The organism is Brevundimonas lenta (assembly GCF_014196335.1).
Classification (GTDB): Bacteria; Pseudomonadota; Alphaproteobacteria; order Caulobacterales; family Caulobacteraceae; genus Brevundimonas; species Brevundimonas lenta.
Genome location: NZ_JACIDM010000003.1, coordinates 312554 through 327074, shown reverse-complemented (window position 1 = coordinate 327074; position 14521 = coordinate 312554). Strand labels below are relative to the sequence as shown.

At 68.7% G+C, this 14521-nt stretch carries 11 protein-coding genes; 5 read left to right on the top strand and 6 right to left on the bottom strand.

The features are described 5' to 3' along the window. Positions 1 to 24 precede the first annotated feature (24 nt). A complete protein-coding gene (locus tag GGR12_RS14800) occupies positions 25 to 1017 on the bottom strand; it encodes a TRAP transporter substrate-binding protein (protein ID WP_221212408.1) in 993 nt (330 codons plus the stop codon). Further along, entirely contained in the window at positions 1014 to 1826 is an 813-nt protein-coding gene (locus GGR12_RS14795; RefSeq protein ID WP_221212407.1) for a 2-keto-4-pentenoate hydratase, read from the bottom strand. The genes GGR12_RS14800 and GGR12_RS14795 overlap by 4 nt, the downstream gene beginning before the upstream one ends. Before the next feature lie 127 nt (positions 1827 to 1953). On the opposite strand from GGR12_RS14795, the gene GGR12_RS14790 reads away from it, so the two are divergent. The 4 genes from GGR12_RS14790 (at position 1954) to kduD (ending at position 6482) form a co-directional block, all read left to right on the top strand. After that, entirely contained in the window at positions 1954 to 3348 is a 1395-nt protein-coding gene (locus GGR12_RS14790) for a pectate lyase family protein (protein ID WP_183205271.1), read from the top strand. 82 nt (positions 3349 to 3430) lie between these two features. Beyond that, entirely contained in the window at positions 3431 to 4474 is a 1044-nt protein-coding gene (locus tag GGR12_RS14785) for a substrate-binding domain-containing protein (protein WP_183205269.1), read from the top strand. A gap of 422 nt (positions 4475 to 4896) precedes the next feature. Further along, positions 4897 to 5730 carry a 5-dehydro-4-deoxy-D-glucuronate isomerase gene (gene kduI / locus GGR12_RS14780; protein WP_183205268.1) on the top strand — a complete coding sequence of 278 codons (834 nt, stop codon included), beginning with the start codon at positions 4897 to 4899 and terminating at the stop codon, positions 5728 to 5730. After that, complete coding sequence (kduD, locus tag GGR12_RS14775) at positions 5727 to 6482, top strand: 2-dehydro-3-deoxy-D-gluconate 5-dehydrogenase KduD (protein WP_183205266.1); 756 nt, start codon at positions 5727 to 5729, stop codon at positions 6480 to 6482. The genes kduI and kduD overlap by 4 nt, the downstream gene beginning before the upstream one ends. On the opposite strand, the gene GGR12_RS14770 is transcribed toward kduD, so the two are convergent. After that, positions 6479 to 7678 (bottom strand): pectate lyase, encoded by a 1200-nt coding sequence (locus tag GGR12_RS14770; RefSeq protein WP_221212406.1) that lies wholly within the window; start codon positions 7676 to 7678, stop codon positions 6479 to 6481. The two genes, kduD and GGR12_RS14770, sit on opposite strands and share 4 nt — an antisense overlap. A gap of 331 nt (positions 7679 to 8009) precedes the next feature. Here GGR12_RS14770 and GGR12_RS14765 point away from each other — a divergent pair, with 331 nt between their 5' ends. Then, the gene (locus tag GGR12_RS14765) at positions 8010 to 10973 is read left to right on the top strand and encodes a TonB-dependent receptor (RefSeq protein WP_221212405.1); all 2964 of its coding nucleotides are present in this window, start codon (positions 8010 to 8012) and stop codon (positions 10971 to 10973) included. A gap of 60 nt (positions 10974 to 11033) precedes the next feature. Here GGR12_RS14765 and GGR12_RS14760 read toward each other — a convergent pair whose 3' ends face one another. Genes GGR12_RS14760 through metX form a run of 3 tightly spaced genes read right to left on the bottom strand, consistent with a single transcriptional unit; the run spans position 11034 to position 14440 of the window. Beyond that, positions 11034 to 12251 (bottom strand): homoserine dehydrogenase, encoded by a 1218-nt coding sequence (locus tag GGR12_RS14760; RefSeq protein ID WP_183205262.1) that lies wholly within the window; start codon positions 12249 to 12251, stop codon positions 11034 to 11036. A 12-nt stretch (positions 12252 to 12263) separates the two neighbouring features. Further along, complete coding sequence (gene metB, locus GGR12_RS14755; RefSeq protein ID WP_183205260.1) at positions 12264 to 13460, bottom strand: cystathionine gamma-synthase; 1197 nt, start codon at positions 13458 to 13460, stop codon at positions 12264 to 12266. Next, positions 13457 to 14440: a homoserine O-succinyltransferase MetX gene (metX, locus tag GGR12_RS14750; protein ID WP_246328946.1), complete on the bottom strand. Its 984-nt coding sequence runs from the start codon at positions 14438 to 14440 to the stop codon at positions 13457 to 13459. The genes metB and metX overlap by 4 nt, the downstream gene beginning before the upstream one ends. Between the last annotated feature and the right edge of the window lie 81 nt (positions 14441 to 14521).

Below are 14521 nucleotides of genomic sequence, written 5' to 3'. Positions count from 1 at the left end.
GCGTCGTTGGGTTTGCGCGGTCGTTCAGGCGACTGCTGCGATACGTTCGTGGAGCGCGCGCAGGCGCGGCTCGGCCAGATACTTGTCCAGCACCGGGCGGACGGTGGCGGCGAAGGCGGCCTTGTCGACCTCCGACACCTGCACGCCGGCGGCGATGACGGTCTCTCGGGCCCTGGCCTCGCGCTTGTCCCACTCGGCGCGCATGACCTGCACCGACCGGCGGGCGACGTCGCGGATCATCTCCTGGTCCGCCGGGGTCATGCGATCGAAGGCGGCCTTCGACATCAGCAGGGCGTCCGGCGAGAACGAGTGTTGGGTCTCGCTCCAGTATCGGGCGACCTCGAACTGGCGGCTCGATTGGTAACTGGGCCAGTTGTTCTCGGCCCCGTCGATCAGGTGCGTCTGCAGCGACGAGAACACCGCCCCGAAGGTCAACGGCGTCGGATTGGCGCCCATGGCCCGGATCGAGTCGAGGAAGATGTCCGACTGCGGCGACCGCATCTTCAGCCCACGCATCTGGCCCGGCTCGGTGACCGGATGACGCACATTGTAGAAGGAGCGCGGCGCGGCGTCGTAATAGGCCAGACCGATCAGGCCGCGCCCCTCGAACACGTTCAGCAGTTCGGTGCCGATCTTGCCGTCGACCACGGCGCGAACGTGCGCCACATCGCGATAGACATAGGGCAGGGCCAGCAGGCGGGTTTCCGGGAAGGCGTTGTTCAGCGCGGCCACGGCGACGCGGCAGATGTCCACCGCCTGGAAGCGGGTCAGGCCGATCGAGTCGTCCTCGGTGCCCAGCTGTCCCGCCGGGAACTGGCGGATGCCGATGCGGCCGTTGGTCAGGCGACCCAGCTCCTCGCCCATCCACTTGACGGCGGTGACGGTCGGATAGTCGGCGGGATGGACGTCGACGGCGCTCAGCACCGTCTGGCCGTTGGCGGCGGGCCGCGGCGTGCAGCCCGCGAGACCCAGTCCGGCCACGCCGGCCAGCGCCAGGGTGCGTCGGGTCAGGCTCATCCGTTCGCTCCGTTGGCGGGCACGGCCACGCAGGCGATGGAGCCGTCGGGACCGAAGTCGGCGATGGCCGACTGGCCCGCGACGATATCGTGCACGCCGGTGGCGGCGCCCGTCGAGATCAATTGACCCGCTTCCAGCCGCCGCCCCCGCTGGTGCAGCAGGTTCAGCAGGAAGGCCAGCGAGTCCAGCGGACCGCCCGGAATCAGCGCGGCGCCGCCGCGGCCGATTACGGCCCCGTCGATGGTCATCGAGCACGTCAGGCCCGACAGGCGCTCACGCCAGCTGGCGACCTCGCGGCCGAGAATCAGTCCGGCGTTGTTGCCGAAGTCCGAGGCGGTGACCGCCGGGCCGTGGTTATTGATGCCGGCGAAGGGGCTGCCGGCGATCTCGACGCCGATGAAGACGCGCTCGACCAGCGGGGCCACGGTTTCGGCCGTCCAGCCGTCGCGATCCGGTGCAGTCTCGCCCAACTCGAGTACGTATTCGGCCTCGACCGCGGCGAATCCGCCAGGGATGACGCCGAAACGAACCGGGGCCTCGCCGGCCAGCCAGACGTTGCGCGAGAAGATCGGTCCCGCCAGGCGTCCGGCGCCGAAATTGGCGTCGTGCGGGGCGTTGATGCGGCCCAGTTTCCAGCCCGCCACGCGGTCCGGCCACAGGGCGATGGCGTCGTCCTGAATCTCATAGGCGGCCGCCAGGGTTTTCGGCTCCTGGCCCGGATAGGTCGGCGTCGCGCGACCGGCCCGGCGAGCCTCCGTAAAGGCGCGCGCGATCGGCGAACCGTTTGAATTGTCTTGTGCGTGGCTCACGCCGCCTCCCGTTATTGATCGGACATTGCGCGGGACGGAAACCGGTGTCAATTTGAATCCCGAGAGAGCCGTTCTGCGCTCCTTCGACAACGTCGCGGCGAACAGCGACGACGGATAGGATGGAAACATGACCCCTGCGCGCCTTCTCGCCGGCGTTCTCGCCCTCGCCCTCACCACCGGTCTGCCCGGCGTCGCCTCGGCGCAGATGTTCGACTGGCTGCGTTCGAAGCCTGAGCCCGCGGCGGCCCAGGCGGAGGCCCCCCTGGCCGCCTTCCCGGGCGCCCTGGGCTGGGCCTCGCAGACACCGGGCGGCCGCGGCGGACGCATCATCCGCGTGACCAATCTGGACAGCGAGGGGCCGGGCTCCCTGCGCGAGGCGATCGAGGCCGAGGGCCCGCGCATCGTGGTGTTCGAGGTCGGCGGCGTGATCGATCTGAACCGCAAGACACTGAAGCTCACCAACCCCTACATCACCATCGCCGGCCAGACGGCGCCGTCGCCGGGCATCACCCTGATCCGCGGCGGCATGGACATCGGCGGCCACGACGTCGTGGTGCAGCACATCCGCATCCGCCCCGGCTCGGCCGGGCAGGAGTGGATGAGCGGCTGGGACGAGGACAGCATCTCCACCCAGTCCGCCTACAACGTCATCGTCGACCACTGCAGCCTGGAATGGGGCACCGACGAGAACCTGTCCGCCTCGGGCCCGCGCTTCACCGGTTCGACGCCCGAGGAATGGCGCGCCGGCACCAGCCACAACATCACCTTCTCGAACAACGTCATCGCCGAGAGCCTGGCCTATTCCAGCCACTCGAAGGGCGAGCATTCGAAAGGGTCGCTGATCCACGACAACGTCAGCGGCCTGCTGATCGTCGGCAATCTGTACGCCCACAACTACGAGCGCAGCCCGCTGTTCAAGGGCGGCGTCCACGGCGTGATCGTCAACAACCTGATCTACAATCCGGGCCCGCGCGCCATCCACTACAACCTCGCGCCCGAGGAGTGGCTGAACCACCCCTACGAAGTCGGCAAGATGACCGCGATCGGCAACGTCCTGCGCGCCGGTCCGTCGACCCCGAGCGACCATCTGGCCTTCCTGATGATCGGCGGCGCCGGCGATCTGCAGTTCTACGGCCGCGACAATATCGCCGTGGACCAGGTCGGCGATCCGATCCGCATGTTCGGTCGCTACACCACCGCGCCGGCCCGGATCATCGAGACCCGGAGCCCGCCGGTCTGGTGGGAAGGCCTGACGCCGATCCCGGCGGAGCAGGTCCAGGTCTCGGTGCTGTCGCAGGCCGGCGCCCGTCCGTGGGATCGCGACATGCGCGATGTCCTGCTGATCGCCGAGGTCGCGGAAGGCCGTGGCGAGATCATCGACAACGAGCGCGAGGTCGGCGGCTATCCGGCCGTCGGCGAGCCGACGCGCAAGGCCTTCAATCCCGACGACTGGGACCTGCGCTTCATGACGCCGCTGCGGGACGAGGTTCTGGACCGCCCGGCGCATCGCCGGGGTACCTGATCATCGATAAGGCGAGCGCAAAGGTATGCACAAGCTGGAGTTTTTGTCCTAAGGACAGTGTTCGACCAGAGAGAATCTTCGCGTGAACGAGACCCGACGGCCCGGCGGCAAGCCCGCCACCATCAACGACATCGCCCGTCTGGCGGAGGTGTCGAAGAAGACCGTGTCGCGGGTCATCAACAACTCCCCCTTCGTGAAGGAGGAGACGCGCAAGCGGGTCGAGGCGGTGATCGCCGAGCATGGTTTCACCCCTGACCCGCAGGCGCGCGGTCTGGCCTTTCGGCGCTCGTTCCTGGTCGGGATGATCTACGACAACCCCAGCCCGAACTACGTCGTGAACATGCAGCAGGGCGTGCTGGACGGCGTGCGCGGATCCGGCCTCGAGCTGGTCGTCCATCCCTGCAACCGCGCGTCCGAGACCTTCCTCGATCAGGTGCGCGGCTTCGTCGTGCGCCAGAAGCTGTTCGGCGTGGTCATGCCGCCCTCGGTGTCCGAAGACGACCGCGTCATCGCCATCCTGAAGGAAGCCGACTGCCCCTATGTGCGGATCGCCTCCGTCTCGCTGGACGGCCCGGAATGCATGGTGGTCACCCACGACAGCCGTGGGGCGGCCCAAGCGGCGCGGCACCTGGCCGAGTTGGGCCACCGTCGCGTCGCCTTCATCTCAGGCCCCGACTATTTCCGGTCGTCGCACGAGCGGGGCAGGGGCTTCCGTGAAGGCCTGGCCGAGCACGGCCTGTCGCTGGACGACGCCTACATCCGGCAGGGGGCCTACACCTTCGAGTCCGGTGTCGAGGCGGCGCAGAGTCTGCTGGCGATGAAGGAGCCGCCGACGGCCATCTTCGCCGGCAACGACGAAATGGCGATCGGCGTCATGAAGGCCGCGCGCGACGCCGGCCTGGACGTGCCGGGCGACCTGTCCATCGTCGGCTTCGACGACCTGCCGATGGCCTCGCGCGTCTGGCCGAACCTGACCACGGTCCGCCTGCCGATCCGCGACATGGGCCGGATGGCGGCCGAGAAACTGACCGCCCGCAGCCGCGGACTGGACCCGGCGACCCTGGTTCAGCCCGAGGTCGATCCGTCGCTGGTCGTGCGCGATTCGACGGCCGCGCCAAAGGGATAGGGGCAAGTGGGCGATGTGCTGGCATCCGGGGATCCGCTGGCCTGGTGGGCGCTGCTCGCGGTCGTGACTTGCATTGGGACTTCGGCGCGCTGGTCGGTCAGGGGCGCTCTCGTAAGCCTGATGGCAGGCGTGCCTCTCGCCCTTCTTATTTGGGCTGGTCTGGTCGTTTCGGCATTGATGTCAGGCGGGCCCGCATCCTCGGAATTCAGGTTCGTGTTCTGGGCGGGGTTGCTAATGGTGGTCGGTTTGCTGAGCTGCTCGTGGTTTGTCGCAGGATCGGTTGGGGCGGCTCTGGGGCTTGGGCTGCGGGCCGCCTTCGCCAGGCGTGGTAGAAGAACAAGTTGACCTTCGCAGCGCCTTGCTAGGATCTATGACACCGGTTACCAAGGCGACGGTTTCCGGTCCGGAATGAGGTGAGTTCAATGTACTGCAAGACCTATCACGCAACCCATCCGGACATGATGGACGGGGTCACCAACGACCAGTTGCGCGAGCGCTATCTGATCGACGGTCTGTTCGCTTCGGGCGACATCCGCCTGAACTACACCCACTACGAACGCTTCGTGGTCGGCGGCGTGGAGCCGGGCGGCAAGACGGTGCGTCTGCCCGACCAGACCGAGCCGGCCTCGGCCGCCGGTCATCCGTTCCTGGAGCGGCGCGAGCTGGGCGTGGTCAACGTCGGCGGCGTGACCGGGACGGTCACCGTGGACGGCGAGGCCTATACGCTTGAGCCGAACGACGGCCTCTACATCGCCATGGGCTCCAAGGATGTGAGTTTCGCCGGCGACACCCGCTACTACCTGGCCTCGACCCCGGCCCACGTCCGTTACGAGACCAAACACATCTCGCTCAGCCAGGCCGTGCCGCTGGAGCGCGGTTCGCTGGAGACGTCGAACGAGCGGACCATCTACCAGTACATCGTGCCGGCGACCTGCAAGTCCTGCCAGCTGCTGCTGGGCCTGACGATCCTGAAGACGGGCAGCGTCTGGAACACCATGCCGCCGCACCTGCATGACCGTCGCTCGGAGGTCTATTTCTACTTCGGCCTGTCGGCCAACGACCGGGTCTTCCACTTCATGGGCGAGCCGGATGCTCAGCGTCACATCGTCGTCGCCGACGGCGAGGCCGTGGTGTCGCCGCCGTGGTCGATCCACATGGGCTCGGGCACGTCGAACTACACCTTCATCTGGGCGATGGGCGGCGAGAACCTCGACTACACGGACATGAACGTCCTCGACATCTGCCAGCTGAAATGAGCCCGTTCGACCTCAGCGGCCGCACCGCGCTCGTCACCGGCGCCAACACCGGTCTGGGCCAGGCCATCGCCGTCGGCCTGGCCGAAGCCGGGGCCGACATCGTCGCCGTCGGCCGCTCGGCTCCGACCGAGACCGCCACGATGGTCGAGGCCGCCGGGCGCAAGCTGCACGCGATTTCCGCGGACCTGTCCTCGACCGCGCCGATCGCCGGCGTGGTCGCCCAGGCCGTGGAGGCCGCCAGCGCCATCGACATCCTCGTCAACAACGCGGGCATCATCCGCCGCAACGACAGCCTCGACTTCACGGAAGAGGACTGGGACGCGGTGATGGACACCAATCTGAAGTCGGCCTTCTTCCTCTCGCAGGCGGTGGCGCGGACCTGGGTCGGCGCGAACCGCGGCGGCAAGATCATCAACATCTGTTCGATGCTCAGCTTCCAGGGCGGCATCCGCGTGCCGTCCTACACCGCGTCCAAGAGCGGCCTGGCCGGGCTGACCCGTCTGCTGGCGTGCGAGTGGGCGGCGAAGGGCATCAACGTCAACGGCATCGCGCCGGGCTATTTCTCGACCAACAACACCGAGGCCCTGCGCGCCGACGAAAGCCGCAACCGCGACATCCTCGCCCGCATCCCGGCCGGGCGTTGGGGCGATCCGTCGGACCTCAGCGGCGCTGCGGTGTTCCTGGCGTCCGACGCGGCCGCCTATGTCCACGGCACGGTTCTGGCCGTCGACGGAGGCTGGCTGGCGCGCTAGCCCGCCAGGCTGTTCAGCCAGTCTTCGAGGTTGGTCCAGCCGTCGCCGTTCGTGTCAGCGGGACCATCCGCCGCGTCCGCCGGGTTCAGGCCGTGCTCGCGTTCCCACGCATCCGGCATGCCGTCGCCGTCGGAGTCCGTCCACGGCGTGCCCGCGTCCAGTTGCGGCCAGCCGCCCACCTGGGCCTGGCTGTCGATGATGCGGTCCTCGCGGGATCGCACGCCGTCCACGATCCGCTGGTCGGCCGCGTCGCGCACCGGCCCCGCGCCGGCCCTGTCCAGAACGAGCGGCAAGGATCCGGTCGCGGGTTCTCTCGCCGACTCCGCCCAGTCCGGTCGCGCGGTCAGTCGGTAGTCCGGGCGGTCGCTGTCCTTCACCAGACTCCACGGGTCGCCCGGAACCACGCCGTCCATGGCGTTGCCCTCGAACCAGGCCCGCGCCAGCGGATCGGATTCCTCGAACGCCCAGCGTCCTTCCGAGTCGGGCCCCGGAATGTAGCTGTTGCCGATGAAGGCGTAGGCCGACACGCTGTCGGTGTCGGCGTTGTAGCCCGAATGCCCGCCGCCCCAGTTGTAGAAGACGTTCGAACGGAACTCGAAGCGCGGTCCTTCCGGATCGATCGAGGGCGGATTGTAGTTGCCCGGCCGCGGCATGCGCGCCCGGTGCGAGGCCCACAGATTGTGGTGGAAGGTCATGCGCGCGCCGTGGCCGCCGCGAACCAGCGAGCCGTAGCCGTGGTCGCCCTTGGCGTGACCCGAGGCGTTCAGCGACTCGGCGATCAGCGACCACTGCACGGTGACGTCATAGATGCCCCGCTCCGGCGGATCGTAGCGGCTGCCGACCGACAGGGTCTCGTCCACCGACCATGAGGCCGAGATGTGGTCCAGAATGATGCGGCGTCCGCGCTCGATAGACACGGCGTCGGCCTCGATCCCGCTCTCGTCGCCCAGGCGCGAGCGGATGTGGCGGACCACTACGTCGTCGGTGGCGATGATCAGTGGCTGGTCGCGCAGGGTGATGCCGCCGCCGGGCGCCGTCTGGCCGGCGATGGTGACGCGGCCGCGGCGGATGCGCAGCGGCGAGGCCAGCCGGATCGTGCCGCCGATGTCGAAGACGATCGTCCGCGGTCCGTCCGCTTCGACGGCGGCGCGCAGGCTGCCGGGACCACTGTCGTCCAGATTCGTGACCCGCAGCACCTGTCCGCCGCGGCCGCCGATCGCGAATCGGCCGGCGCCCTCGGCGCCCGGAAAGGCGACAATTTCCCCTGTTGCGGGCTCCGCAACGGCCGGGTGTGCTCCAAGCGACACGGCGAGCGTCGTTATGGCGGCGGTTGTGACGGCTTTGTGTCGAACCAGCCTTGCGAAACCGTTCGTCATCAGTTTAGGCTCTCGATTGATACCGGTGTCAGAGCGCATTGCGCACGATCATGACACCGGTGTCAAACCGGGGCGGCCAACGACGTCGAACCGCAAAAACATATAGACCGGGGCTACCCCGGCGTTCGTATATGCCCATGGGAGGGAGCATATGATGCAAGCCATTCAGCCGGGGATGACCCGCGCCCTTCGTCGTAGCCTGTTCGTGGGAGCGTCCGGTCTGGCCGTGGCCCTGTCGCTGGGCATCGGCGCCGCCGCCGCACAGGACGCCCAGCCGCAGGAAGACGCGACCGAGATCGACGAAATCGTCGTCACCGGCTTCCGCGCCAGCCTGAGCGCGGGCCTCGACGCCAAGCGCCGCGAGACCGGCGTGGTCGACGTCATCGTCGCCGAGGACATCGCCGACTTCCCCGACCTGAACCTGGCTGAATCGATCCAGCGCATTCCGGGCGTCGCCATCGACCGCGACGCCGGCGAAGGCCGTTCGATCACCGTCCGCGGCCTGGGCGCCGACTTCACCCGCACCCGCATCAACGGCATGGAGGCCCAGGCCACCACCGGCGCGACCGACTCGTCGGGCGGCGCCAACCGCGGCCGCGGCTTCGACTTCAACGTCTTCGCTTCCGAGCTCTTCAACTCGATCACCGTGCGCAAGACCGCCGCGGCCGAGACTGAAGAAGGTTCGCTGGGCGCCACCGTCGACCTGCAGGCCGTTCGCCCGTTCGACTATGACGGCTTCACCGCCGCCGCCTCGGCCCAGGTCGGCTACAACGACCTGTCGGAGAAATACAATCCGCGCGTCGCCTTCCTGCTGAGCGACCAGTTCGGCTCGAACGACGAGTTCGGCGCCCTGGTCTCTCTGGCCTACAGCGAGCGCAGCCTGCTTGAAGAAGGCTTCAGCTCGGTCCGTTGGGCTCCGGCGGCCCCTCCGGGCTCCACCAACAGCGGCGGCTTCTGCGCCCCCGGCTCCGGCTCGTGCAGCGGTGTCACGCGGCCGGCTAATACGCCCGCGAATGTCGCGGCCTACAACACCGCCAACCAGGCCAACGTCTTCATCCCGCGCTTGCCGCGCTATGGCCGTCTGACCCACGAGCAAGAGCGCCTGGGCATCACCGGTTCGTTCCAGTACCGCCCGACCACGGCGACCCTGGTGTCGCTGGACATCCTGTATTCGAAGCTGGACGCGACGCGTCAGGAAGACTTCCTGGAAGCCCTGTCGTTCAGCCGCAACGCGGGCGCCGGCGGCCAGCCGCAAATCGGCGTGCGCGAGGCCGTGGTCGAGAACAACATGCTGGTCTACGGCGTGTTCGACAACGTCGACATCCGGTCGGAAAGCCGCTTCGACGTCCTGTCGACCGAGTACACGCAGATCAGCCTCTCGGCCGAGCATGACTTCGCCGACAACTTCCGGGGCCGCTTCTACTACGGCCAGGCCGAGTCGAATTTCGACAACCCGATCCAGACGACGGTCACGCTCGATCGCCAGAACACCCAGGGCTATTCGTACGACTTCCGCGGCAACATGAACGCCCCGGTGATCGACTACGGCTTCGACGTCACCGATCCGGCCGCCTGGGCCTGGCGCGGCGTCAATCTCGGCAACACCGTCGCCGCCCTGCCGCGCTCGGAAATCCGTCTGCGCCCGAACAGCGTCGATACCCTGTTCACCTCGTGGCAGGGCGACCTTGAGTATGATTTCTCCGAGTTCGTGACCATCAAGGGCGGGGTCAACTTCAAGACCTACGATTCGGATTCGTTCGAAGCCCGTCGCGCCGTGGAAACCGACGTTCCGGCCCTGCCGGCCGGCACAACGGTCGCCGACATCTCCACGATGCTGACCGGCTTCGGCAGCGGCCTGGCCCCGAACGGAGTCGACACCAGCTGGCTGCGTCCGGACCTGGACGCCATCGCCGACCTGTTCAACATCTACTGCAACTGCGACACCGGCGTGCCGGGCGGCGACTACCGCCTGACCAGCATCACCAACGGCAACGCCCGCAACGGCAACCGCCGGATCTACGAGGAAGACCTGGCGGTCTACGCCCAGGCCGACTTCAACACCGAACTGTTCGCCATGCCGCTGCGTGGTAACTTCGGCGTCCGCCACGTCCGGACCAGCCTGGAAGCCACCGGCTACAGCTCGACCGGCGGCGGCACCAAGGTCACCGGCTTCCACGAATACGACGACACCCTGCCGTCGCTGAACCTGGTCCTGCAGCCGACCGAAGACCTGTACCTGCGCTTCGGTGCGGCCAAGGTCATGGCCCGTCCGCAGATCGGCAACACCCTGGCCGGCACCAACTACCTGGTCCCGACCACCTCGCTGTCGACCGGCCCGAACTTCACCGCGACGATCGGCAATGTGGGTCTTGAGCCGTTCCGCGCCGACACCCTGGACTTCAGCGTCGAGTGGTATTTCGCCAAGGAAAGCCTGCTGTCCTTCGCCTGGTTCTACAAGGACATCGACACCTACATTCAGATCCTTCGCCAGGACCTGCCGTATGCGGCCCTGACGGCCCTGAATCCGTCGGCCTTCGCGCCGGCCTTCTGCCCCGGCGGGGCGGGCAACTGCGACGCCACGACCATCTTCCAGCTGACCTCGGCGGTGAACACCAAGGGCGGTCCGCTGAAGGGCTTCGAAATCAGCTATCAGCAGCCCTTCCGGTTCCTGCCGGGCCTGCTTTCGAACACGGGCGTGCAGCTGAACTACACCCACGTCGAGTCGGAGATCGACTACTGCGACACCCGGGTGAACAACTTCTGCACCGTCACGGTCAGCAATGACCTGATCAACCTGTCGCCGGAATCGTGGAACGCCACGCTGTACTACGAGGACGACAAGTTCTCGGCCCGCGTCTCGGCTGCGTACCGCGACCAGTACCTGCAGAACGTTCCGGGCCGTAACGGCAACGACCTCGAAGGCAAGGCGGAGACGTTCAACCTCGACGCCTCGGCCTCGTACCAGGTCACCGACCAGGTCGAGCTGACCTTCGAAGCCCTGAACCTGACCGACGAGGAAAACCACCAGTGGGTGGGCACTGACGACCGTCAGAGCACCTCGGTCTACCACCACACCGGCCGTCAATATTACGTCGGCGCACGCTACCGCTTCTGATCGTCCTGAACCGAAGCGCTTCCTTCGCCGCCGGTCCCCTCCAGGGCCGGCGGCGTTTTTTTAGCCTGCGAGCTCGGACAGGTCGGCCCAGACGCTTTCGGTGGTCGGGACGCGTCCGGCGCCACGGCCGCGAGCGGTGAACACCCGTCCGTCGCCCGTCGTCACCCGCAGCGCGTTCCACTCGTCCGGCAGATCAGCGAACAGCGGATCGCCGTCGACGGCCCGGAAGGCGACGCCGGCGAGATTCTTTCGAACGTCCAGCCGCGCCAGCTGCCGCACCCGGCCGGTCGGCAGCACCGCCTCCGCCGCCAGGGTCTCGCGGGCGATCCGGTCGGGCGACAGGCCGCCGTCCAGGGCTTCATGCGCCAGGATGGCCAGCTTGGCCGCCGCGTCCAGGCCGGTCAGGTCCGCGGACGGATCCTCCTCGGCGAAGCCCGCTTCCCGGGCCCCGATCAGCGCCTCGTCGAAGTCGCGGCCGTCGGCCAGGCGGTTGAGGATGTAGTTGCAGGTGCCGTTCAGCACCGCCTCGATCCGCACCACGGGCGCGTGCGCCCGGGCCCGTCGCACGGTCTCGATCAGCGGCGCGCCGCCGCCGACGCTGGCCGAATAGAGCAGCCGCGCGCCGGACGTTTCCGCCAGCGAGGTCAAGGCGGCCAGATCGCCGCCGACCGCCTGTTTGTTGGCGCTGACCACATCGATCCCGCGCGCCAGCGCCGCCCGGATCAGGGCCAGGCCGGTCGAGGCGTCGGAGATGGCTTCGACCAGCACGTCCGGCTCGCGCGCCAGCAGCGCCGCCGGATCGGACAGCGTCAGTTCCGGAGGCAGGACGACGTCGCGCGCCTTGCCGGGATCGCGGACGAGCACGCCGACGACCTCGAACCGCGGATCGGCTTGCAGCCGCGTCAGCACGCCGCCGCCGACGACGCCGCACCCGGCCAGGGCGACCCGCAGCACCCGCGACGGCGCAACGGTGCGACGGGCGCCGATGTCCGGTCCGGCGACGACAGCCACACCGGAGGGCAGAAGGGCCTCGCCCGGAGCGGGCTGGACGGCGGCGACGCCGATGGCGTCCAGGGCTTCGATCAGGCGCGCCGGCGCATCGCCGCCGCCGGAGGCGACCGCCACGACACGCCGCCCGCGCCGGACCTCGCGATAGACCGCGGAAGCGGCCTCGATCGCGTCAGTCGCATCGAGCTGCAGGAGGGCTACAGGCTCGTCGGCGTGGGCGGCGGTCTCGGGGAGAGCCGGGAAAGAACGGGGCAGGGGGAGGGCGGTCATGGCGTCGTTCCCTCAGGCGGCTTCGGCGGCGAGCGGCGCCGCCTGTGGCAGCGGCACGGCGGCCAGCGCCGTGGACAGGTCGGCCAGCAGGTCTTCGGGATGCTCCAGCCCGATCGACAGACGCAGCAGGCCGTCGGAGATGCCGGCGGTCGCGCGCGCTTCGGGCGTCATGGCGGCGTGGGTCATCAGCGTCGGGTGGGCGATCAGGCTTTCGACGCCGCCCAGCGACTCCGCCAGGGTGAAGACCTCCAGCCCGTCGACCAGCGTACGCACGGAGTCGATGTCGGCCAGTTCGAAGCTCAGCATGGCGCCGAAACCGGCCTGCTGGCGCGCCGCGACGGCGTGGCCCGGGTGGCTCTTCAGGCCGGGATAGTGGACCGCCTTCACCGCCGGATGGGCGGCCAGCCATTCGGCGATCCGGCCGGCCGTCGCCTGCTGGCGCTCGATGCGGGCGAACAGGGTGCGCACGCCGCGCAGGGTCAGATAGGCGTCGAACGGCGAGCCGGTGACGCCCAGGCAGTTGGCCCACCAGGTCAACTGCTCCAGGTCGGCCGGGTCCTTCGCCACCACGCAACCGCCGACCACGTCGGAGTGGCCGTTGATGTATTTGGTGGTCGAGTGGATCACCAGGTCGGCGCCCAGGGCGATGGGCTGCTGCAGCGCCGGCGACAGGAAGGTGTTGTCCACCGCCGCCTTGCAGCCGACGGCCTTCGCGCGGGCGCAAATGTCGGCCACGTCGACCACCCGCATCAGCGGATTGGACGGGGTCTCGATCAGGATCAGTTTCGGCTTCAGGGCGAAGGCGGCGTCCAGCGCGGCGCGATCGTTCTGGTCTACGAAGGCCACCTCGAAATGGCCGCGCCGGGCGCGGGCCGACAGCAGCCGATGCGTTCCGCCGTACAGATCATGCGGGGCGATCAGCAGGTCGCCCGGCTCCAGCGAGCAAAGCGCCAGATCGACCGCCGCCATGCCGGTGGCCGTGACCACGGCGCCGCAGCCGCCTTCAAGCTTGGCCAGTGTCTCGCCCAGCACGTCGCGGGTCGGATTGCCCGAGCGCGTGTAGTCGTAGCGCCGTTTCCCATCGAGTCCGTCGAAGCTGTAGTTCGAGGACAGGTACAGCGGCGGCATCACCGCCCCGTGCGCCGGATCGCTGTTCACGCCGTGACGGGCGGCGGTCGTACAGGGGTGGGCTTCGGTCGAACAGGTCATGCGGCGATCTCGCGGGGCAGGGCATTGAGGGGGAGGAGGGCGTCGTGGAGCGCGCGGCCGACGACCTCGCGCTCCTTCAGGAAGGCGTCGTGGCCGAAGATCGAGGGGGCCTCGATGAGGCGGCCCGCCGGAGCGAGCGCGGCCAGCTCGCGCAGGTCGTCGATCGGGACGAGGCGGTCGGAGGTGAAACCGAGAACCGTCAGCGGGCAGCGGATCTGCTCCGGCCGGACGGCGTGGCGGTCCAGCGAGTCCGACAGGGCGATCCAGCGGGCGGCGCTGGTGACCTCGTCATAGGCGGCGCCGCGGGCGATCAGATAGTCGCAGACCGGATAGGCCTCGCCCGCCCGGGCCGGCGGGGTCGGGGCGAAGCGCAGGCCGAACTCGTCCGGGGTGCGGTAGGTCGTCATGGCCAGTTCGCGGGCCAGGGCCACGCCCTCGGACTCGCGGCCGCAGTCACGGGCGAAGGCCAGCAGGCGACGCTGCACGCCGCGCCAGGCCGTGGCCGCCGGGTGCGCCAGGTGAGGGGCCGAGATGGCGACCAGCGAGCGGATGCGCTCGGGGAAGGTCGTCGCGAACGCCAGGCCGATGCAGCCGCCGTAGGAGGCGCCGACGAAGGCGTCGATCGCCGGTTCGTCCAGCGCGTCGAGCAGGATCGCCAGCAGCCTGGCCTGGTCGGCCGTCGTGATGGTGACGCCCGGCCCATCGCGGCCGGGCAGAAGATCGAAGGCCAGAACGCGGACGCGGTTCAGGTCGACGGGGCCGCCGCTGCGCACCGCCCACGACCACCAGCGCGTCGCGAACCGTCCGCTGGAGATGCCGCCGGCGACCACGACCAGCGGGCCGTGTTCCGGACCGTGCAGACGGCCGGCCAGCGTGGTCGCGGCCAGGCGCTCGCCGGACTCCAGGCGGAAATCTTCGGGGATGAGGGCGACGACATCCCTGCCGGGCGCTTCGTCGATGGGCCAGTCCGCGGACGCCAATGTCCTGCTCCAGAGCTCGCTCAACGAGACTGGAGGGGCAGCCAATTCCTGTGGTGACAGACCCGTGAAGTTACGCGGACC